The following is a 14,684-nucleotide window of genomic DNA, read 5'->3' as shown; positions in this document are numbered from 1 at the left end:
TTTGTTGGCAAAGCGATGTATAAATTGGGGTTAGAACGTTTTCACCTCGCAACCACACTCGCCAAAAGACCGTATCCCTAAAATACGCCAACAAAAAAACCGCCATATAGGCGGTTTCTCTGTGCTGGTCCGGTAAGCGGCCATTCCAGCGGGGTTGTTAGTATCAAAATAACTGTTACCAACATATCGCAAGTGCAACCCTGTTCTGATATTTTGGGCCAGTTGCTATTCACTGTCAAGTATCGGCTGGGGTGCATTCGTGTACAATCGCGGCGGACCTTTTCGCCGCCTTAAGCAAGCGGGCATCGGTTTAAGGGAAGGATATCAATTGGCCGTAACGCAAGTGCAACCCTGTACTTGTATTCACGGTAGTATCACCGGTGGTGCTGGCGTGAAGCCGTCTAAGCATGAACCGCACAATGAAACGGTACTTTTGTATTGTGCTCGTTGTATTTGGCGCATTGTTAACATCCGGGAATGGGGGTTGGCGTATTTTCAACAACTCAATCACGGTGATAATCAACACGTCAGGCAAGTAAGCCCGGTAAGCCGCCCTGCGGGGCGGTTTTCCTTTATTGCTTGGCGCTAGCCTCAGGTACTCTGCCGTGGTTCAAATTTATAGCTGAAACTCTGGCTAACCGGTTCACTCAACTCGCCATCGTCCTCACTCTCAAGCAGTTCGATCAACATCTTGCCGGCATCTTTACCCATTTTCCGGTAATCGATACGCATCGACGTCAGCGTCGGGTGAGTCTGATCGCAGTTATCAGAACCATCCAGGCAGGCAACCGCGATCCCGCCGGGAATTTTCAGCAAGCGACGTTGGCATTCAAACAGTACCCCCAAAGCGATATCTTCGTGGCTGCAAATAACCGCATCCAGCTCAGGCTGGCGTTGCAGAATTTCCGTCAAGGCATAGCGACCAAACTGTAAGCTGGCTGTTTCTGGTGTGGTGACGGTTTGATCAGCATTTTTATAATGTTCCAGCATCGCTTTATGCCAGCCATTCAGTTGCTGACGTTGTAAGCGGTTATCCATATGAGCGCCAATAAAACCAATATTGTGATAACCGCGCTCCAGTAAATGACGGCTTAATGCATAAGCGGATTCAAAAAATGCCGCCTCAAGGGTAATTTTCGCCCCTTTAAAATAGGACCCCACCACATTAACGGTAGGAATATTGGCCCGTTCAAGCAGTTGATAGGTTTTATCTGCCAGTTGTGAGCCAAATATCACCACGGCTGCCGGATTGCTTTGCAGTAACGTCATCAGTATTTCAGCTTCTTTCCGCTGACTATATTCATGGCAACCCAGCAATAACTGAAATTCATTTTTGTTCAGAATCTGTTGCAGCGCCTGCATAAATCGGGAGCTGGCTTTATCGGTCAGCGACGGAATCAAAACCGCCACGGTATCACTATGCCCCGAAGCCAAAGCCCCTGCCGTGCGATTAGGAATATATCCCAATGTTTCAACCGCTTGCTCTATCTTCTCACGTAACTTATCTGAAACCTGCTCCGGCGTTCGCAGCGCTCGGGAAACAGTCATCGACCCTACCCCAGCGTAATTCGCCACATCCGATAGAGTGACCCGCCCGGTATTACGGCGCTTGCGCGTTTTTTCCATGCTGAGTTCCTGCCTAATTAAAATTTCTTGTCGGATTAAAATTTTCTGTCTGGATAAAACAAGCCAGTCCGTGGGGTCTCGACAATACATTGCATTGTATATGGCTTATTCCGAGATAGCCAAAGGCCCTGACGCGACAAATGATAGCGCTATCACAAAATTTGATAGCGCTATCAGGTAGCGCTATCAATTGAGATATTCGTCACATTAATAGCAACGATAACTATCTACTCTCAGGTTAACAGTCATCGGGAGTCATCAATATCATGTTAAAAACACTGTTAACGTCAGACGTCATTCAGGTGGTTAGCCAGGCAAAAGACTGGCGTGATGCCATCGCCATTTCATGTAAGCCACTGATTGATAATGGCTCTATTGAAGCGCGTTATGTCGAGGCTATTTATCTCTCCCATGAGGCGATTGGCCCTTATTACGTAGTCGGCCCCGGCATTGCGATGCCACATGCCCGCCCGGAAGAAGGTGTGAATAAACTCGCCTTGGCATTAACCGTCATTACCGAGGGTGTCACTTTCAATGCTGAAGGTAATGACCCGGTCAAACTGCTCATAGTGTTAGCCGCGACAGACAGCAACAGCCACATCGAGGCTATTTCTCAACTCGCTCAGTTGTTCGATAACGATAACGATGTACAAACCCTACTTAATGCGCAAACGCCGCAAGAGATCCAATCTGTCATTGCGCGTTATTAATCACAGCATTCTGTACGGATAATAATTTTAAGGGGAAAAAAAATGAAAATTACAGTGGTTTGCGGTAATGGCTTAGGTACCAGCCTGATGATGGAAATCAGCATCAAAAGTATTCTGAAAGAACTGGCAGTCACAGCCGAAGTGGATCATGTGGATCTTGGCTCTGCCAAAGGGACACCAAGCGACATCTTCATCGGTACCAAAGATATTGCCGAACAGCTGATTGCTCAGGCCGTTGGTGGAAAAATCGTTGCTCTTGATAACATGATTGATAAAAAAGCCATGAAAGAACGTTTGTCTGTGGCATTAACTGAATTAGGCGCGCTGTAAGCGGAGGCTGGCATGGATTTCTTTCGTTTCTTAATGAGTGATGTGCTTTCTGAGCCGGCTGTTCTGGTCGGTTTGATTGCGTTAATTGGCCTGATTGCCCAGAAAAAACCGGTGACAGAGTGTATTAAAGGCACCGTAAAGACCATCATGGGCTTTGTGATTTTAGGTGCGGGTGCTGGCCTGGTGGTTTCATCTTTGGGTGATTTTGCCAATATCTTCCAACACGCTTTCGGTATTCAGGGCGTGGTGCCGAATAACGAAGCGATCGTTTCTGTGGCACAAAAGAGTTTTGGTAAAGAGATGGCGATGATTATGTTCTTCGCTATGGTGATCAATATTCTGATTGCCCGCTTTACGCCATGGAAATTTATCTTCCTGACCGGTCATCACACCCTGTTTATGTCGATGATGGTGGCAGTAATTCTAGCCACCGCAGGTATCAGTGGCGTGACACTGATTGTGATCGGTTCGTTGGTGGTTGGGGTTGCGATGGTGTTCTTCCCAGCCATTGCCCACCCTTACATGAAAAAAGTGACCGGTTCTGATGATGTGGCAATTGGCCACTTCTCTACCTTGTCTTATGTGCTGGCTGGCTTTATTGGTAGCAAATTCGGTAATAAAGAACATTCGACTGAAGATATGAATGTGCCGAAAAGCTTGCTGTTCCTGCGTGATACGCCAGTGGCTATCTCATTCACCATGTGTATCATTTTCATCGTGACTTGCCTGTTCGCCGGGCCGGAAGTAGTGAAAAGCCTGAGTGGCGGTAAGAACTGGTTCATGTTCTCGCTGATGCAATCCATCACTTTCGCCGCGGGTGTGTACATCATCTTGCAAGGTGTACGTATGGTTATTGCTGAGATAGTGCCAGCATTTAAAGGGATTTCAGATAAGTTAGTTCCTAATGCAAAACCTGCATTGGATTGCCCGGTGGTGTTCCCTTATGCACCTAATGCGGTTCTGGTTGGCTTCCTGAGCAGCTTTGCCGCAGGTCTTATCGGTATGTTCGCGCTCTATTTGATGAACATGACCGTGATTATCCCAGGCGTCGTTCCTCACTTCTTCGTTGGTGCGGCAGCGGGCGTATTTGGTAATGCAACCGGTGGCCGCCGTGGCGCTATTTTAGGTGCCTTCGCACAGGGATTGTTGATTACCTTCCTGCCAGTCTTCCTACTGCCAGTGCTGGGTGATATCGGCTTTGCCAATACCACATTCAGTGATGCCGACTTTGGTGCGCTGGGTATCTTGCTGGGTATTATTGTAAGATAATCAGTGAGATGAAGGTGAGATACACAAAAGCCCCTGCAAAGGGGCTTTTTTTATGGCTAAGCGGGAATCAATCTTCGCGTGGGGTAATTTTACCGTAATCCTGCTCATTGTTGCGCGTCAGCCACAGTGACAGCGCTTTCAGAGAGTCTGGGGTAAATTCGTCACAACGGGCAGTGATATCTTCCGGTACCATCCAGCATACTTCTTCAATTTCCTCAGCCTGTAGTGCAAACGGCCCATGGGACACGCAACTGAATAATCCGCCCCATACCCGACAGCACTCTTCTTCAAAATAAAACAGGCCATGTTCGGCAAACGGGACACCGGCTATCCCTAACTCTTCCTCTGCCTCACGCCGCGCAGATTCCAGGTAGTTTTCACCACTCTGCACCACCCCCCCCGCAGTGGCATCCAGTTTACCGGGATAGAAATCTTTACTCTCGGTACGACGTTGTACCAGAATTTTCCCCATTCCATCGTGCACCACAATATAGGTAGCACGGTGGCGTAGTCGTTGAGCTCTCATTTGTTGACGGCTGGATTGAGCAATAACGTCATTTTGCTCATCAACAATATCAACCCACTCGATGACTGCTGCTGGATTTTGCTCCACCATCCTCTGAAACCTTCTATCTGGGCGCGGTGAGACTCGCGCAATTGTTAATTATATGTTTACCCTCTGACATAACGTCAATAACTTTGGGTAACTAACTATTTATAATAGTTTTTTTAAAATTCAATTGGGTGACAGATTCATCATTATGTAGGGTCAAAACCTGTAAAATCCCCTCGTCTAACATGCCATAACTTGCCGGGTACCCACCTTTGGGGATACTGACCGAACCTGGATTAAAGCAAATAACCTCTCCCTGCCACCGAGCTTCAGGCAGATGAGTATGACCATAGACTAAGACATCACCATTACGCAACGGAGGAAGTGCGCCAGGGTGATAAAGGTGACCATGCGTCAAAAATAGACGGGTTTCTGGCATAATAATCTGCTGCCAACCCGCCATCATCGGGAACTGCAATAGCATCTGATCCACTTCACTGTCGCAGTTGCCACGAACCGCAATGATCCTTTCTTTATAGGCATTAAGGCGCTGTGCCACCTCTGCTGGCTGATAACCCGCGGGCAACGCATTGCGTGGCCCGTGGTTAAGAAAATCACCCAATAGCACCAGCCATTGCGCACCACTGCGCTCGAAGGTAGCCAGCACCTTTTCCGTTGCGGGCAACGAACCATGCAGGTCAGAAGCAAACATTAACTTCATGATATCGTCTTCTCTTAGGTCTACTCTCAGCAAATCAGGCGACGTAAACGCCATGGCACTCAATGAGAGATAAAAGAAGCCTATTCTATCATCCAATTGATCGGATTAATCCGATAAAAATCGATATCTGTTATGCAAAAATTTTATCGCAAAAAGCAGCGCCGACATGAAAAAATAATATCAGCGCAAGGTGAACGACAATACGAGGAAACCGTTATAATGAGGGCTGAGATACCAATTCATCCAATGTCACAGGATTGAATAAATATCCCTGCATTGCATCAATATTGCTACCCTTAAGTTGCGCCGACTCGTCTTCATTTTCCACGCCCACCACAATGACACCGAGGCAATATTTCTTAATGTTATTGATTAAGATCGGGAAGGTATGTTTATTGTGCTGCCAGAAAAAATGCTTATCGATTTTTACATATTCAAAAATATTGGCTGTGACCGCATTCAAGGTGGAGCCGCCGCTGCCCAAATCATCCAGCCATAACGGATACCGCTGCGCCAATTCCCGTAACAATGGGTTATTCATACCATCGGATAAATTAGAAAAAGTCTCCATGATCTCCAACCGTAGGAAGGGCATCTCATCCAACAACTGGCGCGTTGCGGCATCAGTCACAATCACTCCCGCCAAATCAAAATCAATATTGATTGAGAGCAAAACATGGTGAGTGATAAACCAAGCGCTATAGGCTTTTACTGCACGCAATTGATCCTGGAATAAATTAGTCTTTCCGTCGACATCTAATTCTTTAATAAACTTTTCAACATCGATGGGCAAATCAACCGATTTAGCTGAAAATCGGCTTAATAGCTCTACTGCCAGTAAGCTACCATCTTGTCTATGTATGGGTTCGCATACATAAGAACAATTAACTTCGATATTTAGCTTCATGCGCACCTGAAAAAGTGTATGGACAACAATGAGATCACAACCAGATCTCAGCCGGAGGATTTATAAGCCACCGTGAGTTTTTATAAAACACCCAATATTTATTTATAAAACATCCAAACTTCACAAGGGAGAAGGCCAACTGCCCTCTCGTCCATTCAGGTTAGTCTGTTCACTCTAGCAGAAATTCGCAAAATCAGTGTTTTAAAAATAATCAGCGTATGGCTTATAGTCGTTCTTGTTGCTCAGAAAAAATAACCATTTCGGCCGTTTTCTACCGTCGAAGTGGTATTACTTAAGCACTCAATACCGTATTAATCGGACAGATTGGTGCATTTATTTAGTTAAAATTTTTTATTTTTCCAAATGATGTGACTCACCAGACGCTCTGATGAGATAAAAATTTTAATCTCAAGATATGCTCAGTATCGTAGGAGAAGAGCGTAGGTTAGCCTATGCTGAAAGAGACACCAGACTGCCACTATTCAGGCATCAAGTAAGTTATTTGGGTAAGTGAACGCAGATAACACCTCTGCGGCTTCAATTAAGAAGGGAATAAATGGAGGTTGGCTATGCGTATATTAATAACCGGAGCTACAGGCCTAATAGGGCGCAGTCTGACTGCCTTCCTTTTATCGCAAGCCCATCAAGTAACCGCACTGACCCGTGACACTCAGCGGGCAAATCAGGTACTCGGCGCACAAGTCACCTGCTGGTCAACGCTGGATGATAAACATGATCTCAATGATTTTGATGCAGTAATCAACCTGGCCGGTGAGCCTATTGCGGAAAAACGCTGGACCCCGCAGCAAAAAGAGATTCTATGCCAAAGCCGCTGGCAGATAACCGAGCGCCTGACCACGCTAATACAGGCCAGCACGACACCGCCAGCAGTATTTATTTCAGGGTCCGCCGTTGGCTTTTATGGTGATCAGGGGCAAGCTCTGGTTACCGAAGAAGAGACGCCACATGATGAATTTACCCATCAGTTGTGCGAACGCTGGGAAAATCTGGCTCGGGCGGCTGAAAGTAGTCATACCCGTGTTTGCCTGTTACGCACCGGTATTGTATTAGCGCCACACGGCGGTGCACTAGCCAAAATGGTCCCGCTATTACGTCTTGGATTGGGTGGCCCGATAGGGGATGGTCGCCAATATCTACCCTGGATCCATATCGATGATATGGTACATGGTATCCATTATTTGCTGACCACCGATGGCCTCAAGGGTCCATTTAATATGGTTTCGCCTTATCCGGTACATAACGAGCAATTTATTGCCACTCTGGCCGATGTGTTAGACAGACCAGCGGTTATCCGCACACCTGCCGCCGCGATTCGTTTATTACTGGGTGAATCCGCAGCGTTAGTGCTGGGCGGGCAACGGGCAGTGCCGAAACGATTGGAAGAGGCCGGTTTTGGTTTTCGTTATTTTGAATTGGAAGAAGCACTGCGCAATGTGCTGCACAAACCCTCTGTAATGGTCAACTAAAACCGGACACGGATTTAGGCACATTGTTGTAATCGGCGTTCATATTCATTCGGCGATATATTGCCCAGCCGGTAATGCCGACGCTTCAGATTATAAAAACTGTCGATATAATCGATAACGTCCGCAATGCCCTGACTTCGGGTTTCATAGCGACGGTAGTTAACTCTCTCTGCTTTCAGGCTGCGGAAGAACCTCTCCGTAACGGCATTATCCAAACAGTTACCCTTGCGGCTCATACTGCCCGTCACATCAAGTTCCTGCTGGCAGGACTGGAACTGGGCGCTAGTATACTGAGCACCTTGATCGCTATGGAATACGACTGGGCCTGTTGGCCGTCGTTTATTAACCGCCAGTCGTAATGCCCGGATAGTCAGGGCGCTGTCCGGTTTGTCCGAGAAGGCCCAACTCACTATTTTTCTTGAACATAAGTCCATGACAATAGCCAGATATAACCAGCCCTGAGCGGTACGAAGATAGGTGATATCACCTGACCACCAGGTATTTAATGTCTCTGGATTAAACTGTCGATTCAACAGATTAGCCGCCACTACAGCCGGTTTACCACCACGTGGATAGCGATGACGTCCGGGACGCTTCGCAACCAGCATCAGGGTCTTCATTATCTGACGGACACGGTATCGGCCAACGTTAAAACCCTGTTCACGCAGCTCAATACACATGCGCCGACTGCCATACGTCGCATCCATTTCAGCATGAACATGCTTAGCCGCCGCATGAAGCATCAGAACATTTGCTCTGAGGGCTGGCCGCCGGCTTCGGGCGTAAAATACACTGCGCGTGAGCGACAGGCATCGACATACTTGCTGGATGTTTGCCCCGGCCTTCTTCAGCTTCACCGCGACTTTTTGTCGTTGTTCATTTCCATGGCGAAGAAGGCTGAAGCCTTTTTTAACAGGTCATTGTCGCTTTGCAACTGACGTACCTGCTTTTCAAGTTCCTGTATTCGTCGTTGTTCAGACGTGATCGCGGTGGCGATGGGAGTATCTCCCCTCACTTCTCCGCGATATTGGCGTAACCAGCGTTGTAATGTTGAAAGGCCTATATTCATCGTTTCAGCAGCCTGGGTCACCGGGTACTTATGCTGCAGAACCAAATTGACACATTCCTGCTTGAACTCATGGGTAAACGTTTTTCTTCGCATTTTCACCTCGTTAGCGTTGCTCATTATATCTCTAACAAAGTGTCCGAAATGATTAGACCATTACACTCAGCTTAATCAAACTGCTGCGGGATAGATAAAATCGCTATCCCGCAGAGATGTTACTTCAGTGCACCAGAAAGGAACTGCTGCAAGCGGGTACTCTTTGGGTTACCAAAAAGTTCAGCCGGCGGGCCTTCCTCTTCAATTACGCCTTTGTGTAAAAAGATAACATGGCTGGAGACATGACGGGCAAACTCCATTTCATGGGTTACCACCACCATAGTTTTCCCCTCCTCTGCCAGCTTTTGCATAATACGCAATACTTCGCCGACTAATTCAGGATCCAGTGCGGAGGTGGGTTCATCAAACAGTAATACATCCGGTTCCATCGCCAATGCCCGGGCAATGGAGACGCGTTGCTGTTGCCCACCAGATAGGTGCACCGGATATTTGGCGCGTGCGCGCTCATCAATTCCGACTTTATCCAGATAACGGATAGCTCGCTCTTTGGCTACTGACTTACTCAGCCCCAAGACTTGAACCGGCGCTTCCATCACATTTTCCAACACCGTCATATGGCTCCACAAATTAAAATGTTGGAATACCATCGTCAGGCGAGTGCGTAACAGTTGCAGCTCTTTTTTATCAAAAACTTTCAACTGCCCATCTTTATCTCGTACCAAACGGATATCACGATTATTTACACTAATCGAGCCTTCACTGGGTTTTTCCAAAAAGTTGATACAGCGTAAAAAAGTGCTTTTCCCTGAACCGGAAGAACCAATAATGGAGATAACATCCCCTGCTTTAGCTGAAAGTGAAACGCCCTTGAGTACTTCGTGTTCACCGTAATGCTTATGCAATTCCGTCACAGACAGTTTGGTTTCAGCTATTTTAGTTTCTAATGTGTCAGTCATAAGGTCTCCGTACTTAATGCGATGCCTGAGGTTTTATATGAGCCAGCCAACGTTTCTCTGCCTGGCGGAACAGGCTAATTAGCGTAAAGGAGATAATCAGATAAAGTACGGCAGCAATACCAAAAGCATAAAACGGCTGATAAGTTGCGGCGTTAATATCTCGCGCTATTTTCAGAATATCTGGCACTGTGGCAGTAAATGCCAGAGCGGTAGAGTGCAGCATTAAGATTACCTCATTACTGTAGGCCGGTAAGGCAATACGCAGTGCAGAAGGTAAAATAATACAGCGATACAATTTAAAACGTGAAAAACCATAGGCTCTGGCGGCTTCGATTTCACCGTGTGGCACCGAACGAATGGCACCGGCGAAAATCTCAGTGGTATAAGCACAGGTATTCAGTGTCAGCGCCAAAATAGTGCAATTCAAGCCACTGCGGAAAAAGGCATTTAACAGGTCATTGCCTCGGACAATCTCTAAACTGTACATACCGGAATAGAATACCAATAATTGTACATATAGAGGCGTGCCACGAAAGATATAAGTAAAAACCCAGACCGGTAAACGAATCCAACGCCGTTCGGCTACCCTTGCGACTGCCAAAGGAATTGCCAGTAACCCGCCCATCACTACCGAGGAAATAAGTAACCATAAGGTGACAGCCATCCCGGTAAAGCGGTAGCCATCGCTCCAGAGCAACGCTTGCCAATATTGTTGCAGGATTTCTATCATAGCTCAGCCCTCTTCACCCCATGGGAATAGCGCCGTTCTAGCCACAGTAATACGCCATTCGATACCGTGGTGAAGATGAGATAGACCACTCCGGCCACTAAAGCGAAGAAAAACGGCTGGTAAGTCCCTTTGCCTGCCAACTGTGTGGCCTTAACCACATCATTTAATCCCAGAATAGAGACCAGTGCCGTTGCCTTTAGAATGACTTGCCAGTTATTGCCAATACCCGGCAGTGCGTAGCGCATCATGGCAGGAAACATGATTCTGCGGAAAATCTGGCTAGGGGTGAAACCAAATGCCGTCGCTGCCTCAATTTGGCCGCTGGGTACGGCCATATATGCGCCACGGAAGGTTTCAGTGAAATAAGCACCATAGATAAAGCCAAGGGTAATAATCCCAGCGGAGAGAGGATCAATATTGATTTGTTCAAAACCAATTGATTCAGTAATGCTATTTAGGGTTATCTGCAAACCATAGAAGATAAGCAGCATTAAGACTAAATCGGGTACACCACGGATAAGTGTGGTGTAACACTCAAACAAGCCAGATAACAGCCGGTTTGATGATAACTTTCCACCGGCACCAATCAAGCCGATAATCACTGACAGCAGCACTGAACACAGTGCCAACTCCAGCGTCACCAGCGCACCTTCAAATATCAGTTTCGAATATCCATCCAGCATCTGGGTTATCCTGTTTTACTGAGTAAGGAGTCTGGTTAATTGCTATGTTTAATTGCATGTAGAGGCCCCTGCCACTCTTGGCAGAGGCTCTAACGGCAAAGGTGCTTAACCGCCGTAAACATCAAAATCGAAATACTTTTTCGCGAGCTTGTCGTAGGTGCCATCTTTGCGCATTTCTGCAAAGGCTTTATCCAGCGCCGCTTTCAGTTCCGCATCATCTTTACGCAAGCCCATACCGGTACCTACGCCAAAGAACTGATCATTTTTTACTGATGGGCCAGCGAAAGCATAGCCTTTACCCGCTTCTTGTTTCAGGAAACCTTCACTGCCTGCAACTTCATCCTGGAAAGCCGCATCAATGCGCCCTGAAGCCAAGTCAGCGTAGATCAAGTCCTGATTTTGATAGGCAACCACATCGATACCTTTTGGCTGCCACTCAGCATTGGCGAATGCTTCCTGCGTAGAGCCTTGCAACACCCCAACACGTTTGCCTTTCAAGGCGACTAATGTTGGCTCTATTTTACTGTCTTTGGTCGCGATTAAACGGGCATTGGCAGCGTAGAGTTTGTCGGTGAAAGCAATCTCTTTCTGGCGTTTTTCCGTGATGGAGAGTGAGGAGATAATGGCATCGATTTTTTTGGCTTTGAGTGATGGGATTAATGCATCGAAGTCACTTTCAACAAAAGTACATTTAGTATCGATACGTTTGCATAACTCTTTTGCTATATCGATATCAAAACCTACCAATTCACCACTGGCATTTTTGGATTCAAAAGGAGCATAAGTTGGATCAGTACCAATTTTGACATCTTTCGGAATGGCAGCAAAAGCACTGCTGGCAGCAGCTAATGCTAAGACTAGCGGAAGAACCAACATCTTCTTATTCATACATAACCCTCAAATTGATTTTCGATGCCAGAAAGCGCGTTAATGTTCTGTACAACCCAGAGCGTTCATAAATCAATTTGCAGTAATCGTGCCAGTAATCATCTGGTAGGAAAGCTAATTCCACCACCGCTTAACTAGCACGATCACCACGAAATACAGGCATCAAGTCGTATACAAAAATCGAATACCACACTCATGCCATGATACGCGTTCTAAAACAGGATCATTGTGGTGCATAATCCGCCCCATTTCAGTGCGATGTTGCACAAATGTATCAATTAAGGGAAAAATGTTAATTATTGCCTTGCCATCGTGTAAACAGGTCTTCAGGCAGTTCGATGTCAAATTGATCGATAACCCGATTAACGGTCTGATCAACAATATCTTGAATGGTTTGTGGTCGATGATAAAACGCAGGCATTGGCGGCATAATGGTAGCGCCCAGCTCAGCGGCTTGTACCAGCAGGCGTAAATGCCCTAAATGCAACGGGGTTTCACGCACACATAACACTAGCGGGCGGCGCTCTTTTAAGATCACATCCGCGGCGCGGGTCAGCAAACCCTCGGTATAGCTATGGACAATTCCAGATAACGTTTTGATTGAACAGGGTAAAATAACCATACCTTGCGTTTTGAATGATCCGGATGAGATACAAGCAGCAATGTCACGTGAGTCATGTACAACATCGGCCAGTGCCTGCACATCCTTCACGCTAAATTCCGTTTCCAGCGCCAGCGTCTGGCGCGCCGCATTACTGAGAATAAGATGAGTTTCCACACCCTCGACATGTTGCAGCACCTGTAACAGCCGTACGCCATAAATGGCACCGCTGGCACCGCTAATGCCGATAATAAGTCGTTTCATGGGGTATAGCCTCGCACTGACGTTATGCCTTATAGAGTGAGCATAACATAAAGAAATATCGCCCGACTTTGCCGTATCAAGTACGGATTAGCAAGTTATTGGCCCCGTTTTGCCACAATACCCATGGCCCTCGGCTAGATAACAAAAAAGGTGCACCGCGCCGGAACGCTGGTTGCACCTTTTTGATTCACACTCTGCCGATAACTGAAGATACCCAATAAATTTCAAGTTGCAGCAAGGCACTAAACAGCGACCGCATCGCAAGATCCGTGGATTGGTCGAGGCCAACACATCTGCAACCTGAAAGATAACGGGTATTACCCTTCGTTATGCATCTCCAGATTCTCGGCTTCGTTATGATTACGTAATGCCTGCGCATCATCGTTACGTAACGATTCAAGATATTCCAGATAGCTCTGATCGACATCTTTAGTCACATAAACGCCGTTAAAGACCGAGCACTCAAACTGGGTGATGTCTGGGTTATCTTCGCGTACTGCCTCGATAAGATCGCTAAGGTCCTGGAAAATCAGTGCATCGGCACCAATCAACTGGCGGATTTCATCCACTTCACGACCATGGGCAATCAATTCGTTCGCACTTGGCATATCAATGCCATACACATTCGGGAAACGAATTTCCGGTGCCGCAGAGGCGAAATAGACCTTCTTCGCCCCAGCCTCACGCGCCATCTCGACAATCTGTTCTGATGTGGTGCCACGCACGATAGAGTCATCCACTAATAAGACGTTCTTATCACGGAACTCTGCGCGGTTGGCATTCAGTTTACGGCGCACAGATTTACGACGTTCCTGCTGACCCGGCATGATAAAGGTACGGCCAACATAACGGTTTTTCACAAACCCCTGGCGGTACGGTTTATCTAGAATACGGGCGATTTCCAGCGCGATATCGCAAGATGTTTCCGGGATAGGAATGACAACATCAATATCCAGATCTTCCCACTGCTTGGCAATTTTGGCACCCAACTTCTGGCCCATGCGCACGCGCGCACTGTAAACAGAAATTTTATCCATAAAGGAGTCTGGGCGAGCAAAATACACATACTCAAACAAGCACGGATTGTATTTCGGATTTTCAGCACACTGGCGGGTAAACAACTGGCCTTTTTCCGTGATATACACAGCTTCGCCCGGCGCAACATCCCGCAGGAATTCAAAGCCAAGGGTATCCAATGCCACACTTTCAGAAGCGACCATATATTCATTGCGGCCATCAACTAACGTGCGTTTACCAATAACCAGCGGGCGAATACCGTTAGGGTCACGGAACGCGACCATCCCGTGGCCGATAATCATCGCAACACAAGCGTATGCCCCACGGATCAACTGATGTGTTGCGGCAACAGCAGCAAAAATATTGTCTGATTCCAATGGATAATGTTGGAAACGGTCCAATTCACTGGCAAAAATATTCAGCAAAATTTCCGAGTCAGAAGTGGTGTTCACATGACGGCGAGAAACTTCGAATAATTTCTTTCTCAGTTGGTGAGCGTTAGTCAGATTACCGTTATGAGCGAGAGTGATGCCAAACGGTGAGTTAACGTAGAAAGGCTGAGCCTCGGAAGCACTGGAACTGCCAGCCGTCGGGTAACGAACATGGCCAATACCCATATTCCCCTGTAAGCGCAGCATATGCCGGGTTTCAAATACATCCTTCACCAAGCCGTTTGCTTTACGCAGCCGGAACCCATTATGGGCATCAATGGTAACGATGCCCGCAGCATCCTGGCCTCGGTGCTGAAGCACCGTCAGCGCATCATAAATCGACTGGTTTACCGGTGCAAAACCGGCGATACCGACAATACCGCACATG

At 47.1% G+C, this 14,684-nt stretch carries 17 protein-coding genes; 5 read left to right on the top strand and 12 right to left on the bottom strand.

All coding sequences use genetic code 11. The features are described from left to right. The first annotated feature begins 259 nt into the window (after positions 1 to 259). On the top strand, positions 260 to 589 hold the full coding sequence (locus V2A84_RS03710; RefSeq protein ID WP_442848613.1) for a hypothetical protein: 330 nt from the start codon (positions 260 to 262) through the stop codon (positions 587 to 589). 2 nt (positions 590 to 591) lie between these two features. Here V2A84_RS03710 and V2A84_RS03705 read toward each other — a convergent pair whose 3' ends face one another. Beyond that, complete coding sequence (locus V2A84_RS03705) at positions 592 to 1,626, bottom strand: LacI family DNA-binding transcriptional regulator (protein WP_083158249.1); 1,035 nt, start codon at positions 1,624 to 1,626, stop codon at positions 592 to 594. A 266-nt stretch (positions 1,627 to 1,892) separates the two neighbouring features. On the opposite strand from V2A84_RS03705, the gene V2A84_RS03700 reads away from it, so the two are divergent. From V2A84_RS03700 to V2A84_RS03690, 3 genes are read left to right on the top strand one after another with little or no spacing between them, the layout of a single operon-like run. Then, entirely contained in the window at positions 1,893 to 2,336 is a 444-nt protein-coding gene (locus V2A84_RS03700; protein ID WP_083158248.1) for a PTS sugar transporter subunit IIA, read from the top strand. Between the two features lie 42 nt (positions 2,337 to 2,378). Then, a complete protein-coding gene (locus V2A84_RS03695; protein ID WP_083158247.1) occupies positions 2,379 to 2,666 on the top strand; it encodes a PTS sugar transporter subunit IIB in 288 nt (95 codons plus the stop codon). Positions 2,667 to 2,678: 12 nt separating this feature from the next. Beyond that, a complete protein-coding gene (locus V2A84_RS03690; protein ID WP_005277900.1) occupies positions 2,679 to 3,935 on the top strand; it encodes a PTS ascorbate transporter subunit IIC in 1,257 nt (418 codons plus the stop codon). Positions 3,936 to 4,002: 67 nt separating this feature from the next. On the opposite strand, the gene yfcD is transcribed toward V2A84_RS03690, so the two are convergent. The 3 genes from yfcD to V2A84_RS03675 form a co-directional block, all read right to left on the bottom strand. Next, the gene (gene yfcD / locus V2A84_RS03685; RefSeq protein ID WP_083158246.1) at positions 4,003 to 4,551 is read right to left on the bottom strand and encodes an NUDIX hydrolase YfcD; all 549 of its coding nucleotides are present in this window, start codon (positions 4,549 to 4,551) and stop codon (positions 4,003 to 4,005) included. A 91-nt stretch (positions 4,552 to 4,642) separates the two neighbouring features. After that, the gene (gene yfcE / locus V2A84_RS03680; RefSeq protein WP_372569384.1) at positions 4,643 to 5,209 is read right to left on the bottom strand and encodes a phosphodiesterase; all 567 of its coding nucleotides are present in this window, start codon (positions 5,207 to 5,209) and stop codon (positions 4,643 to 4,645) included. A 214-nt stretch (positions 5,210 to 5,423) separates the two neighbouring features. Beyond that, entirely contained in the window at positions 5,424 to 6,116 is a 693-nt protein-coding gene (locus V2A84_RS03675; protein ID WP_193784623.1) for an EAL domain-containing protein, read from the bottom strand. A 569-nt stretch (positions 6,117 to 6,685) separates the two neighbouring features. Between V2A84_RS03675 and V2A84_RS03670 the strand changes: the two genes are divergently transcribed. After that, on the top strand, positions 6,686 to 7,603 hold the full coding sequence (locus V2A84_RS03670; RefSeq protein WP_442848612.1) for a TIGR01777 family oxidoreductase: 918 nt from the start codon (positions 6,686 to 6,688) through the stop codon (positions 7,601 to 7,603). A 14-nt stretch (positions 7,604 to 7,617) separates the two neighbouring features. On the opposite strand, the gene V2A84_RS03665 is transcribed toward V2A84_RS03670, so the two are convergent. The 8 genes from V2A84_RS03665 to purF form a co-directional block, all read right to left on the bottom strand. Continuing rightward, on the bottom strand, positions 7,618 to 8,460 hold the full coding sequence (locus tag V2A84_RS03665) for an IS3 family transposase (RefSeq protein WP_442848611.1): 843 nt from the start codon (positions 8,458 to 8,460) through the stop codon (positions 7,618 to 7,620). Next, positions 8,457 to 8,789 carry a transposase gene (locus V2A84_RS03660; RefSeq protein ID WP_442848610.1) on the bottom strand — a complete coding sequence of 111 codons (333 nt, stop codon included), beginning with the start codon at positions 8,787 to 8,789 and terminating at the stop codon, positions 8,457 to 8,459. Before V2A84_RS03660 ends, V2A84_RS03665 begins: the two co-directional genes overlap by 4 nt. A gap of 95 nt (positions 8,790 to 8,884) precedes the next feature. Next, positions 8,885 to 9,682, bottom strand: a complete 798-nt coding sequence (gene hisP / locus V2A84_RS03655) for a histidine ABC transporter ATP-binding protein HisP (protein ID WP_005192680.1) — start codon at positions 9,680 to 9,682, stop codon at positions 8,885 to 8,887. Between the two features lie 13 nt (positions 9,683 to 9,695). Then, positions 9,696 to 10,412, bottom strand: a complete 717-nt coding sequence (locus V2A84_RS03650; RefSeq protein ID WP_083158242.1) for an ABC transporter permease — start codon at positions 10,410 to 10,412, stop codon at positions 9,696 to 9,698. Then, positions 10,409 to 11,095: a histidine ABC transporter permease HisQ gene (locus V2A84_RS03645; protein ID WP_083158241.1), complete on the bottom strand. Its 687-nt coding sequence runs from the start codon at positions 11,093 to 11,095 to the stop codon at positions 10,409 to 10,411. The genes V2A84_RS03650 and V2A84_RS03645 overlap by 4 nt, the downstream gene beginning before the upstream one ends. 105 nt (positions 11,096 to 11,200) lie before the next feature. Continuing rightward, entirely contained in the window at positions 11,201 to 11,983 is a 783-nt protein-coding gene (hisJ, locus tag V2A84_RS03640; RefSeq protein ID WP_083158240.1) for a histidine ABC transporter substrate-binding protein HisJ, read from the bottom strand. Positions 11,984 to 12,275: 292 nt separating this feature from the next. Beyond that, positions 12,276 to 12,848: a UbiX family flavin prenyltransferase gene (locus V2A84_RS03635; RefSeq protein WP_083158239.1), complete on the bottom strand. Its 573-nt coding sequence runs from the start codon at positions 12,846 to 12,848 to the stop codon at positions 12,276 to 12,278. Between the two features lie 317 nt (positions 12,849 to 13,165). Next, positions 13,166 to 14,683, bottom strand: a complete 1,518-nt coding sequence (gene purF, locus V2A84_RS03630; RefSeq protein ID WP_083158238.1) for an amidophosphoribosyltransferase — start codon at positions 14,681 to 14,683, stop codon at positions 13,166 to 13,168. Position 14,684 lies beyond the last annotated feature (1 nt).

Origin of the sequence: Yersinia sp. 2553 StPb PI, from assembly GCF_052217105.1 — a bacterium.
Taxonomy (GTDB): Bacteria; Pseudomonadota; Gammaproteobacteria; order Enterobacterales; family Enterobacteriaceae; genus Yersinia; species Yersinia enterocolitica_E.
Note: the sequence above shows the minus strand (reverse complement) of the source record. Positions and strands in the feature narration are given on the sequence as shown.